Genomic DNA, 12,197 nt, shown 5'->3' on the forward strand with positions numbered 1-12,197 from the left:
TTCCGGATACATATACAGCGAGAAAAGCTCTCCCGGTTTGGGAAACATAATGCTTGATCCGAATCTACCCACCGAATTAAATACCGCCATCCAACCAACTTTATCTGTAAACACAAGGCGAAACAGCCCTTCCATTGTTGCAGGTGTACCTCCAAGAATCAGAACTCCTTTTCGTCCAAGATTGCCTAAAATAAAACCAGTTATTCAAGATTTGAGTGAAAAAGCTAAAGAGGCTACCAAACCGAGCAATGCAAAAAGCGAGCCTGTGGCAACCCAGAAAAAACCGATCAACAAGAAAATGATCGCGCTGGCCGGTGCTGGGATTGTTGGAGCCGGAATCCTCTTTAAAATCTTACGCTAACCTAACAAGGAAAACCAACCATGAGTAAATCAAGCTATACCTCTGATACCGGCCTTGGATGCGGCTGCGGTTGCAACGGAGCCGGAATCGGTTCTTCTCCCGTAGTGGACGTTAAAAACGCCGAAGCCGAAAACACCAAAACGGACTTAGTGGATACCGCCAAAAAATACATCAACGGCGACGTGCCCATGAAGTACAAAGCCGCTGCCATTGCCCTTGGTGCTGGTTTTCTGTGGCTAAAGTTCAAGAAATAGCCCCATGAAACGAGCCGACTACATTGCCCTTATAGAAAGCTATGGGGGCTATTTTTCCTTGTCCGATTTTGAAATCCAGGGGGATATCACCCGAATGGATATGGATTTTCTGCGCTCATTTTTAGCATGGAGAGGTTGGTCAGGAACCAAAACCCTGATCACTTCCGCTTGGCGAGATGGAGACCCGAAATCTCACGGTAAAGGTCTGGCCATTGACTGCCTTTTGTTTACCGAATGGCTTACCAAACAGGCAAGCCCGCTTCAGCACTGGCTGCTTGCAACCACCTGGCCCTTTCAGGGGGTAGGGTTGTATTTCGACTGGCAGTTCACACATAAACTGAACCTAATGAAGATTCCGGCTATTGGCCTGCATGTGGACGGGTGGAGTGGCAAACAAATCAACGAGCGGCCCCTGCGATGGCTCCGGATTGATGACCATTACTACTACCAGTCGACGAAAACCGGACGGTTTTACTGCCGACAGAACAAACAAACCATAACGCTTCAACAAGCCATTCAGGACTACGAGCAACGCTATGAGCAAATCACCAAAGCCCGAGCATTACCTCAGCAAGTATAAAGAGCTGATCATTACGACCATCATTTGCCTTTTTTTGACTGGCATTTACGACTCGATCAATAACCAGACCGCTGAAATAAAACGGTGGTATGAGCTAATGATCAATATCCGGGCCGAGCAAAAGATTCAGGGTGTGGACCTGGAATCATTGAAGCAGTCTATCGAGTCCTACCAAAGTAAAACCGACCAGGAACTAACCAATCACGAACAACGCATTCAGTCTCTTGAACGAGGGAGTGAATAAGCGGTATTACCCTAAATTAGCCTTATTACCCATGAAAAAACTACTTAGAAACGTCATCAAATCGGTACCAACACTTATCACCTTATTCAGAAAAGAAACCCCGCAGGAAGGAAAAGACATTGCTAAAAGCGGGCTAACCAGCTTAGGTATATCCGGTATGATTACTACTGGGCGAATTAATGCCGGTGAAATAGATGAGACGGTACTTATTATTCTCGCTATCGTTGAAGCTATTGGATATGTGTATGGCGTGATTGCTCTGTTAGCAGGAAGTGCACAAGCAAACCCAAATACTTAACGATGAGTCTGTAAAGGCAACTATTTATTTTGCTCGCAAGTCGCCGCCTTACGACAAATTGCTTTATCTTTGAGCCTTAGATCTAAGATTCAATAAATTTGATTTTGTGCTGTCCAACTTAAACTCAAAATACTCACCAAGTTGCTCATCTTGTACTTTTGTTCCAGTCATTTTTGAGGAATGGGTCATTAGGTAATAAGGATGTATAAATTCATAAGAAAACATTTCATAATAACCATCCTTTGAATTTATACTCGGTAGAGTATATCGTGAGTACTCTGTTAATATTTCAGTTAATTCATAACTCTGAGGTAGCTGATAAAAGGTAAACTCTAACCCGTCGATGAAGTCGTATCCATTCGACATTTCAGTTACTAAGTAAATTTCACGAGAGCCGTTAATCATGTAATCAGAACGTAATCCCTTGATTCTATTCCCTGAATAGATCGGTTGATCTGAAAGGTATTTGAATTCAAGACTATCTCCTTTGACTTTCCATATGGTTAAATAATTTGTCCCCCCCTCAAATTGATTATTCCTAAATAGTACTAATTGTATTTTTTCTTCGGGAATATTAAGTACAAAGTTAAATCTTTGATTTTTCGGGATTGAAATAATTGAGTATGTAGATGTAGAGGTTCCATTCCACCCAGGAAACTTATTCTGAAGCTCTCGAGAATTTTTTCCAATAAAAAATTCATGGAATTGTGATTCCAGAGGTTTATTCTTTTCAAATTTTTGATCACTTGGCCAATCAGAAGGTTTGTTCACTGGGGTTGTAACCAAAACTGCCGAAAAGTCTCGAAGATCATCTTTGTGAATAGTTTGAGAATGGCTGCTGCTGCAATAAAAAACTGCTATTATAATTGAAATTATTATTCGCATAATTATTACTTCTATTAATTTACTACTGACGATCCGACCTTTCAATTGTCCATCATCGAGTTCTAAAGTGTCTTTTTAATATGTTTGAGAACCGTAATTACAAACGATCATCAAGCCATTTCCATTGATCCTTACTTAACCAACCTTGTTTGGGGTTTGTTACTTTAATTACCAATAGCCTATCATTTGCGTCAAAATATGCTGTTAGTTTATCGGATACAGTTTGTGGAGAATCATTAGTATAAATACAGTATTCTGAACCACCAATTTTTATGTAATCGTAACTCTTAATGATATTCAATACTTTTTTATAGTCTTCACTGGTTGGCTCTTTATGTAATTCATATACAATGATTAGTACTTGCATAATTTTCCCCGAATTGTGATTCAACATTTGAATTAAAGTAGTTTCTATCAGTTTTAAATACTCAAATTAAATTTCAAATACCAATAAACTCATGGATAATCAATTTCGAATGCAAAGAGATCTTGACTTAATTCGCGCTATTTTATTTAAAATATCTAATGAGCCTGCGGAGGAAGTTAGATTTAGACCAGTTGAAATAGAGGGATATAACGAGGAAACTATTGGGTACCATGTTTGGCTCCTTGGAGATGGTGGATATTTAGATATCACAACCAATGAGACAGCAGGTGGCTCTTTTGCACACGTTCAAGTAAATGAAATCAAATGGAAAGGTCAGGAATTTATTGATGCCGCTCGTAACCAAAATATTTGGGAAAAATTCAAAGTAAAAGTTGTAGAAAAGGGTGGTTCGATTCCTTTTTCAATTGCAACCGAAGTTCTTACTTCTATAGCGAAAAATGAATTTGGGGTTTGAGAAACCTATCTCATCATTTTTTTTATACCATATTTTATGCGCCTTATATTAATAACGAATATAGAATTTCATATTACCCAATATGGAAATGATGAACATTTTTAATACGTTTGAGTAATAAGAAACTGCTACTTTTGTTATATTAGGTGTTCCTAAAAAATCAACAAATGCATTCTTTACACAACATAGCGTCTTATATCCTGAATAAATACCCGGGAGAAATCACCCCGATGAAGCTCCAAAAGCTTCTGTACTATGTAAAGGTATGGACTCTTGTAGCGGATCAGAAAATGATCAAATCTTCTGATGCATTCTTTGCTTGGAAGCATGGGCCGGTTAATCCTGGTATTTACCACGAGTATAAAGAGTACAAAAATAAGCCTATTGAAGATACTCCGAACTTCAACCCACTTTCTAAAGAGGAAAAGGAAGTGGTGGATTTTATCTTGGATAGCTATGGCTTCTATAACGCTATTACACTATCTAAAGCAACTCACGCTGAAGATCCCTGGATTAACAAGAGAGAAGTAAATGGTAGAATTACCGATCAGGAGATTCTGGATTATTACACCTATGAATCATTTGCTAAAAACTTCCCGTTAACCAAGAATCAGGGTTATTATCCCCCCAATACGATTTCCCATTATGCCTTTATTTTTGATATGGACAAATCGGATAAAGCAGCGGAAGTAATGTTTGATTCTATCGAGGAATACAAAAGTCTCTTTTCAAAAGCTTCTGAAGACTATACATTCCTTGTAAATCAGATTAACTGATTTTGAGTGATAGTGCTGAGTTAGAGCAACTACGGGAACTAATCGAGCTATTTCCTGCCGAGTACTCAATGGATGATGTTGAAGAAGCGAACCGAGTAGCCCGGACTCGCTTTGATGCTTTGGATAATCAGCTCATTCCTTATCTGGTTAGTGTTTTCAAAACAGGCGATGCACGGCCTTCTGTAAACATTTATCTTAAGCTTTGTGGGTCTTTCCATACACTAATTTTCAAAGAAATAATTTCAATAAATGGGGAATTTAGAAATTCAGCCCATGATGGTTCCGGTTCTGTATATTTTGGCGGACAAAAAAGGCAAGAGCTTAAACCAAGATTTACCGGTTCCAGACCTGAGAACATTGAAAATGATCTTAAGGAGGCATTTAAATTTATCATAGACCTTAAGAGCTATACTCCCGTTGACAATGCTCTTCGATTTTATCAAAAATTCGTTTTTACACATCCGTTCTATGATGGGAATGGAAGAATCGCTCGGCTTTTTGTGAACCTGTATTTACTTGCTAATGGAAAATTCATTGATTGGAAAAATCTGCAAGACAAAGGAAATTTTCTTAGAAAATTAAACTACTATCATGACACCGGGAAAGAAGAACATTTTGAGTGGTGGGCGAAAGTTTGCTACAAATTTGTGTATGATATTTCAGATGAGGATGAGAGGTGAAATTAAAATTGGAAGATTTGCTGTCTTGGTATAAAGATTAAATCATCATCATTGATTCTGTCTTTATTCTTTTTTGGATTATCATTTTTAGTAGTCAATTTAATTTCTTTCTTGCGGCTTAAATCACTGATAGAGTTATAAATCATATCTTTTGTAGCAGGAGTATCATTTATGTGTTTAAGGAAGAATTCTTTTGCTTTAATAGGGGTATAAGATAGATTCTGCGGTATTTCAGATAATAGCTTAATTTTATTGTCGACTTCATCTTCACTACTAAAAGTCATAGTACTCTGCCTTGTATAATCAATATCATATTTGGGATTATAACTTGGGAAAACCTTTAAACCAGTTTTAGTTTCACTTACAAAATGATTTTTGAATTGCCAATGTAGCTTTTGCATTTCATCTTTTGCTTTTGGACTCATTGAAAGGTGTAGCAACCAATATGAACGAGTACTTTCGCTGGATTTTATAAAAAAGTTCGTCATATACTCTGCCTTAGTTTTTGACTTAAAATCTTTATATAAGGCAAATTGAATATTCTCTCGCCACCTTTTTTGTTTCTTTTGCTCGTCCAGAGATGCCAAATCAAAATCTAAATTTAGCTTATCTAATATACTCCGGCACGCTAGAGTATTGGACATATAGTCAATCAATGAATCGACGTTAAAAGTCAAAATGACTTCAGCTTTTGGAAGTTCTCTAAAAATTTTATTGAGGACTTTAATCGATACTTCTGAATATCCATATTGATCTAAAAAAAATATAGTCCTATGAGCTCGACCCTTTTTCTTAATATCACTAATTATTTCGTTTATCCTATTTTGGAAAGTATCTTGGATAACAAATATGCTACTATCTAGTCTCGAGTTATATTTTTTTTGTATTTGATCTCTTAAAAAAGCTGCAGAACTTGGTTCCTTTTCTACAAAGTAATACCGAGAATGTAGCTTAAATTTTTTTTGCAATGATAATACAGTAGCAGCTGTCTCTATAGTATCAATCATCAAAAGTGGTGAGCCATCATGTATTTCCCCTGAAGAGGTTATGTATTTCCCTCCCCCAGCAAAGCCATCAACTAAATTTAATCGAAGCATGCTTGAGTATGGATACCCCCCAACGATTTCAACATATATCCTTAAATACTCTTTAAGTACTTCATGCTTCCGGATGCTGTGAACATCTATTTTGGGATAGTCTGTACTCGAGGAATGCCAAACATATTTATCATTTTTCATTAGCCCCTTTATTTGAATGACTTTACATCATTTTAATAAAAAATATTAAACTAATAAAAAACTAACCCTTATTTATAATTTATATAGAGAACTCAACAGGCATACTTGGCATGTCATCCCAAGTCTTACCCTCCAACTTTCTTCCAGCTTTTTTCTTATTTGTACCTCCCCATTGTTTGAAGAAGAAAGGAACGTTAGCCTTATTACATTGTCTCTTGATATCAAGAACCCATTCTGGCTTCATTGGTCTTGGTGTTCTTCCACTCTCACCACCAACAATTACCCAATCAATCCCACCAAGATTCATTTCAGGTAGAGGTCCAATTAATGGTTCACAGGATAGAAATTTAGTCTTAGCTTTTGTCTGTGACAGAATGTCAATTCTTTCCATTACTCTTTGATCTTCTACAGAAGTTCCCATCCAAATATTCTCAGACCAATTGAGTTCATTAGCATTATCATATTCCAATAGCAGCTCTGTACGCTTGGTTAAAACCTGAAATACATGCTGTGGATTGTCATTCATAACCTTAAATACTTTTTGGATAAATTCTAATGGAACTTCCGGATGAAATAAGTCGCTCATAGAATTAACAAATACAACTCTGGATTTTGACCAACTATATGGTTCCTCTAAGGTAGAGGGGTGAGTTCTGACTTTAAACCCATCTTTATATTTGTCTACACCCATAGCTTTTAGCCTTTGAGACATAATTTCTGCATAACAAAACTTACATCCTTGGGAAACTTTACTACAACCCGTAACCGGGTTCCATGTTAACTCTGTCCATTCAATTGAAGATTTTCCCATACTAAGAATTTTGAATTATGTAATTAGCGATTTTGTGAGCGGTTTTATTATTACTGGCAAAAATAAAATGAAATAGAGGTGCACCAGAATTATTATCAAGTCTAAGTGCAGGTTCGGTTACATGTTTCCAAACACTTTTAAGCCTTTTAATGTACAAAGATGAAATTTTATCAATGGGATCAACAATTTTTTTTACCTCTGTGTTAGTACTAAAAAAATTGCCTTGACCAGTTTGGATATAAAATTCTTTTCGTATTTGGTCTTCTTTCATTCCAAAAAAGCTTTCCAACTTTTTGATATTCTTTAATAATCCTTTTTTATCAAGCAACCGATTTACTATAACAGCCGTTGGTAACAGTAGCCAGATATCTGACCTTGTGTTAGAGAACCTTTCAATGCTTTTCCAATTAATGTGCATCCCGAACGGGTCTAACAAGATCAATGCTACGTGTTGATGTTTCTTTAGAACATTGGCAAGCTTTAGGAGTTCTTTGTTGCAGTCTGTTGCTCTAAAAATTAGTTTCTTTTGCTCATCATTATTTATTTGGGAGAGTTTAGTTTCCAGACTTTGCAATCTTTGTTGACTTAATTCTATGAAATAATAGTAGTCAAAATTAAAAGGTGCTTTTAAGCTGACTATCCTTTCAGCTGCACCTCGATAAACAAACTGCTCTTCTTGTGTAATTGATTGAAAAAGAGGTATCTCACTTTTTATTTTTTTTCCTTGACCGTCACCTGCAAATCCATCAAAATATATCTTACCCCACCTTGGTTGCTTGTTTAAAATGGTTAAATAAGACTTAACGTAATTTTCAAAAGCATTTAACTTCTGATTAGTCCAAGGTCCGCCCCATTCTTTCTTGCTAGATTTTGACATTGGTAAATATTTGTTTGACGCTACTTTTCAAAGTAAACATAAATTGTACATATATTCAAATTAGTTAACTTTTATTTCATCAATCTTCTGCATCAACCGGTCAGTCTCCATCAGCGCCACAATGATTTTTTGATAATGGCGAATTTCATCTATAGATAACTCTCGATCACGACGGTCTTTGAGCCATTTCTCGGCAGGTTGGTAGCCTCCGATGTAGAACTCCCAGGCTTTTTTGGGTACGTTGCCGAAATACTGTTCTTCGTTAATCCACACTTTGCCGGTGGTTTCATCATCGTCTTCCGGAATAAAACCGGGATCGGTTTTTGTAAGCCGGTTGGAAATTACATTACTTCCTGCAATGGGGTAGGTGGTTATAAATTCTTCTACAACTGGATGCTCCAGTAAGTGAATTTGGCGCAGCTTTCCACCAAGTTCTATAAGTTGCCAAAAAAGCTCGGGATCTTTTGGGTAAGGTACTCTTGGGAAGTCGATCTTCAGAAACTCTTTGTATTTCTCGCGGTAACTTGGGGAATGCAATACAGCATAGATATAATCGAGCAGATCAATAGGGGCAAACGTGCCCTCGGTTAATTCCTTCTCAGGTACAAACTTTAGCCCGAGTTTCCTCGCTATTTCCTGAACGATCTTCTTATCTAAATTGGGCGTGCGCTCGGTCTGACCATCGAGGGTTTGTTGGGTAGATTCTTCGGGGTAAAGGTAGAGTGGATATACTACATTTTGTTCTTTTGTTTTATTGGAAATGACACACATTTCAGCAATTGAATCAGTTATAAAAATGTGATAGAAATTATTGCCAGCCAATTGTCTCGGAGCAAGCAAAGCTAAATTATTTTTTTTATAAAGTTGATTCATCACTTCAGGTCGTGGCCAATCAATCATTTCTTCACTATAATAAACTGGACGCTTGTCAAATGGACGATAGTTCAAGTTTGCTATATTTTCTCCTATTGAATGTTCAGATATAGCTTTTCTTGCCTCGCTTACTTTCCAACCCCTTGTATCACCCTGCTTATACTTTCCTGCCTTTTTGTGTCCAAAAAACTCATTACGAATATATTCATCACTTTTACTCTAATCCCTAAATCTATCGATCTTCTCTTGTAAAGTATTTTTGTCATAATCAATTACGAGGAAATCTCTTGATGTTTGTATTCCAACACTGTTTAATTTGAATAAATCGACCAGGGCTATGCCGGAATAATATTCTTTACTATCAATATTATTGGCAGGTTTAAACTGAAAAAAAGGTTCTTTCGGTTCTAACTTTTCAAAATCAAAACTTTCAATATTATTATTGAGTAGTTCAGAATATTTATGTGATCTTTTTCCAATAATACTATGGTGAAATACCCCATTAGTTTTCAACTGATTCGATTTTATGAAAAGATTAATAGATACACCCTGCTGAATATCAAATACATTTTCATCATTTACATTATCACCAGAAAATACTTCTTGTTTTGCACTTCCATTTAAATCAATGCAATAAATTAGATCAAAATTATTCATTAATTGCCACCTCATTCCTCTGAAGGTGGGATTAAACAAGAAGCTATGATTATTTACAAATGCTAAAACACCTTCGCCATTTTTCTCGACAAAATGTTGTCCGTAGCGAATAAACTTCACATAATCATCATGGAGCCAGTGTTTTCGTTCACCAAAATGCTCTCCATCTATGTATTTATAGTCTTCAATAAGTTCAGAAATCCATTCCCCCATATTTGAGGAAATTCCACTGTACGGCGGGTTTCCCAAAACCACCATCACCGGAGTATCGCGTTTGATATGGTTGGCTTCATTGGCTTCTTCACTCAACCAACCAGCAAAGAGGGTTCCGGTATCAGGGTGGTGTTCTTCCAGAGAATTGGTGAGATACACGCGAAAGCGTTGACTACCACTTGGCTCTACACCAGTTTCGCGAAGCAGCAAATCTAGTTTCAGGTGGGCCATTGCGTAACTAGCCATCAAGATCTCAAATCCGTTCAGTCGAGGAATGAGATGCTCTTCCACATAAGTAGCCCAGATGCCTTGCTGTCCTTCAAATTTGGAATGGATTTGTTTGATCACTTCCGCCAAAAAGGTACCGGTTCCCGTTGCGGGGTCCAAAATCTGCACTTTATGCACTTCGCGTTCTTCTTCCACCATACCGTCTTTGTGGCGTTTGTCGTGGGTGGGCACTTTTACCTTCACTTTTGTTTTGGAGGTGTCCGCCAGCCCGTCTTTCAGTCCAAATTCGTCTTTTAGAATATCATCGACCGCTCGTACAATAAAGTTCACCACCGGCTCCGGTGTGTACCAGACTCCGCGGCTTTTCCGAAGCTTAGGATCGTATTCAGCCAAGAACGTTTCATAAAAATGAATGATGGGGTCTTGCTGCTGTGTAGCTTTACCAAAGTTCTTGAGAAGACCATCTACATCAGTAGCTCTGAAAATATCAGCTAACCCATCTACCACCCATACAATACGATCATCCAGGTCATAACCTGCAATGTATTGGAAGAGCTTACGAAGGAATGGATTGGTTTTTGGAATAAGAGCAGCGGCCTCATGTCGATCAAAGGTATCCAAGGTCGAATCGTGTAATCGAGCTGCAAACATACCATATGCAATCGTCTGTGCATAGATATCTGCAAATTCCTTAGCGCTGATATCGTGAATCAAGACGTTCTGAAAGGCAGTCAATTGTTCCCGCAGAGTATTGTTAGCTGACTCGTTTACCTTATCTTTCTGCTTTTCCTCATCGGCATTCAGGGCTTTCTCAATTACATCAGCGAGGATTCGTGCTTTACCGGCCATCATCTTCGACAGCTTATTGGCACTGCGGATGGTTTGCCCGACATGAGTCCCAAAATCTTTGATGATGTTTTCGAACTCGTCGTAATTCTCAGTCAACCCAACTATGCTACCATCTTTGATTTCAGCAATATCAACGGAGGTCAGGAATTCTCCATCCCGATATACACGGAAATTGAGGTAATCAGTAAAGATCAGATTCGGAAGACCGGTTTTGTAGCGTTCAAACTGCTCCTTATTCTTCTTCTTACCCTCAAGATCTGGATCGCCTATGTCTTTGGCTTCAATATATCCAACTGGAATTTTGCCTTTGGTGAGGATATAGTCAGGGGCTCCAACATCTGTTCTTGAGGGTTCATTGGTGATGAGCAGGCCGGGTAATAAATCACCAAGAAGTGTTTGAAGGTCTCCTCTGTAACTGTGTTCCCGCGAAATACCTGCTTTATATCTTAGGTTTAACTGATCGACGTATTCCTGAATGGTCATAGATAAACAATTTGGTTGGCGCTTAGGCTAACAAAATCAGGGCTTAAAGACAATGATTAGTTCATGCAAGCAAAAGAGATGATTATTCTAGAAGAATCCTAAAACTTTACTCGGCACTTTTTTCTGAAAGTAATTCTTCAGCATATTTCATTAGTGACTTTGTAACAAGTAGAACATGTTCACAATCATGCTTTATAATTTATATTTCCTCAATGGAATAGGAATTGGATTTCCCCACCTAGATTAGTTATTCCCCAACAACTCAAACTAAGGAGGACACCATGATTCACGTAGGAATCGATTTACATAGCCGAAATATGACACTTGTAGCCATTAATGACAACGGAAAATTGTTGGTTGAGGAAAAGCTAACCACTACCCTGCTAACCTCGGCCAATTCTTCAGGTGCTTTACCGATCCCGTGCAGGCCGTGGTAGAATGCACCAGCTACTGGTATTGGGTCGCCGACTGGTGTGATGCCAACAAGGTGCCATTAACTCTCGCCAACGCCAAGATGCTCAAAGCCATCAACCATACCAAGGTAAAGACCGAATCGGTGGATGCTCGCACGCTAGCCAAGTTGCTTCGAGTTGGCTTGATTCCCGAGGCCCGTCAGTGCCATAGAGATCGGCGCGATCTTCGCGAACTCACCCGCGCCCAGCTTCGAGTGGGAAACAGCGCCACCGTATCAGGAACAAAGATGGCTACCGCTACCTGCGGATCGCCTTCAATCAGGCAGCTATTATCGCCTACCGGGATTACCCGGTGGTGAAGGATTTTATAAGAAAGTAACCCGGCGAAGCGGCAAGCATGTGGCTCGTACGTTAGTCGGCAAAGAGCTGGCCAAGATCGTATGGCACATGTTCAGCAAGGACGAAGCCTACAAAGGATTTAAAGGCAGGATGACCCGAATTACCACCCAAACCTACTGGCCACAACCCATAAGCCCGCGCGCATAACAGAGCGGCTACCCTGAAGGGCAGTCAGGCTCGCATTGTTTGATTGGGACATGGGTTATTGGTTCGGCTTTAAAACTGGGATGGTTCCG

Annotated in this window: 16 protein-coding genes and 1 pseudogene; 11 read left to right on the plus strand and 6 right to left on the minus strand. The window is 38.6% G+C overall.

Features of this window, described 5'->3' with window-relative positions:
- Positions 1-49 precede the first annotated feature (49 nt).
- The 5 genes from B151_RS20120 to B151_RS0115045 are packed head-to-tail and all read left to right on the plus strand — an operon-like array spanning position 50 to position 1,737.
- Positions 50-361, plus strand: a complete 312-nt coding sequence (locus tag B151_RS20120; protein ID WP_157471064.1) for a hypothetical protein — start codon at positions 50-52, stop codon at positions 359-361.
- A 20-nt stretch (positions 362-381) separates the two neighbouring features.
- Positions 382-615 (plus strand): hypothetical protein, encoded by a 234-nt coding sequence (locus tag B151_RS0115030; RefSeq protein WP_020404474.1) that lies wholly within the window; start codon positions 382-384, stop codon positions 613-615.
- A gap of 4 nt (positions 616-619) precedes the next feature.
- Positions 620-1,195, plus strand: a complete 576-nt coding sequence (locus tag B151_RS0115035) for a hypothetical protein (RefSeq protein ID WP_020404475.1) — start codon at positions 620-622, stop codon at positions 1,193-1,195.
- Positions 1,152-1,439, plus strand: coding sequence for a hypothetical protein (locus B151_RS18945; protein ID WP_040517166.1), 288 nt, complete (start codon positions 1,152-1,154; stop codon positions 1,437-1,439). The genes B151_RS0115035 and B151_RS18945 overlap by 44 nt, the downstream gene beginning before the upstream one ends.
- Before the next feature lie 31 nt (positions 1,440-1,470).
- A complete protein-coding gene (locus B151_RS0115045; protein WP_020404477.1) occupies positions 1,471-1,737 on the plus strand; it encodes a hypothetical protein in 267 nt (88 codons plus the stop codon).
- Positions 1,738-1,800: 63 nt separating this feature from the next.
- Here B151_RS0115045 and B151_RS0115050 read toward each other — a convergent pair whose 3' ends face one another.
- Entirely contained in the window at positions 1,801-2,622 is an 822-nt protein-coding gene (locus B151_RS0115050; protein WP_157471066.1) for a hypothetical protein, read from the minus strand.
- Positions 2,623-2,719: 97 nt separating this feature from the next.
- On the minus strand, positions 2,720-2,989 hold the full coding sequence (locus B151_RS0115055) for a hypothetical protein (protein WP_026166694.1): 270 nt from the start codon (positions 2,987-2,989) through the stop codon (positions 2,720-2,722).
- Between the two features lie 91 nt (positions 2,990-3,080).
- On the opposite strand from B151_RS0115055, the gene B151_RS0115060 reads away from it, so the two are divergent.
- The 3 genes from B151_RS0115060 (at position 3,081) to B151_RS0115070 (ending at position 4,920) form a co-directional block, all read left to right on the plus strand.
- Positions 3,081-3,464: a DUF2513 domain-containing protein gene (locus B151_RS0115060; protein WP_020404480.1), complete on the plus strand. Its 384-nt coding sequence runs from the start codon at positions 3,081-3,083 to the stop codon at positions 3,462-3,464.
- A 167-nt stretch (positions 3,465-3,631) separates the two neighbouring features.
- On the plus strand, positions 3,632-4,240 hold the full coding sequence (locus B151_RS19735) for a Panacea domain-containing protein (protein ID WP_020404481.1): 609 nt from the start codon (positions 3,632-3,634) through the stop codon (positions 4,238-4,240).
- A gap of 2 nt (positions 4,241-4,242) precedes the next feature.
- Positions 4,243-4,920 carry a Fic family protein gene (locus B151_RS0115070; RefSeq protein ID WP_026166695.1) on the plus strand — a complete coding sequence of 226 codons (678 nt, stop codon included), beginning with the start codon at positions 4,243-4,245 and terminating at the stop codon, positions 4,918-4,920.
- 2 nt (positions 4,921-4,922) lie between these two features.
- On the opposite strand, the gene B151_RS0115075 is transcribed toward B151_RS0115070, so the two are convergent.
- From B151_RS0115075 to B151_RS18955, 4 genes and pseudogenes are all read right to left on the minus strand, one after another.
- Entirely contained in the window at positions 4,923-6,158 is a 1,236-nt protein-coding gene (locus B151_RS0115075) for a three-Cys-motif partner protein TcmP (protein WP_020404483.1), read from the minus strand.
- A 79-nt stretch (positions 6,159-6,237) separates the two neighbouring features.
- On the minus strand, positions 6,238-6,969 hold the full coding sequence (locus B151_RS0115080; protein WP_020404484.1) for a DUF5131 family protein: 732 nt from the start codon (positions 6,967-6,969) through the stop codon (positions 6,238-6,240).
- 1 nt (position 6,970) lies between these two features.
- The gene (gene tcmP / locus B151_RS0115085; protein WP_020404485.1) at positions 6,971-7,846 is read right to left on the minus strand and encodes a three-Cys-motif partner protein TcmP; all 876 of its coding nucleotides are present in this window, start codon (positions 7,844-7,846) and stop codon (positions 6,971-6,973) included.
- A 60-nt stretch (positions 7,847-7,906) separates the two neighbouring features.
- Positions 7,907-11,149: pseudogene (locus B151_RS18955) on the minus strand (type ISP restriction/modification enzyme).
- Between the two features lie 281 nt (positions 11,150-11,430).
- Here B151_RS18955 and B151_RS20125 point away from each other — a divergent pair.
- The 3 genes from B151_RS20125 to B151_RS20130 are packed head-to-tail and all read left to right on the plus strand — an operon-like array spanning position 11,431 to position 12,108.
- Positions 11,431-11,586 (plus strand): hypothetical protein, encoded by a 156-nt coding sequence (locus tag B151_RS20125; RefSeq protein WP_157471068.1) that lies wholly within the window; start codon positions 11,431-11,433, stop codon positions 11,584-11,586.
- Positions 11,580-11,921 carry a hypothetical protein gene (locus B151_RS20515; protein WP_169332224.1) on the plus strand — a complete coding sequence of 114 codons (342 nt, stop codon included), beginning with the start codon at positions 11,580-11,582 and terminating at the stop codon, positions 11,919-11,921. Before B151_RS20125 ends, B151_RS20515 begins: the two co-directional genes overlap by 7 nt.
- A 40-nt stretch (positions 11,922-11,961) precedes the next feature.
- Positions 11,962-12,108, plus strand: a complete 147-nt coding sequence (locus tag B151_RS20130; RefSeq protein ID WP_157471070.1) for a hypothetical protein — start codon at positions 11,962-11,964, stop codon at positions 12,106-12,108.
- Positions 12,109-12,197: the final 89 nt, after the last annotated feature.

This window comes from Gracilimonas tropica DSM 19535, from assembly GCF_000375425.1.
Lineage (GTDB): Bacteria > Bacteroidota > Rhodothermia > Balneolales > Balneolaceae > Gracilimonas > Gracilimonas tropica.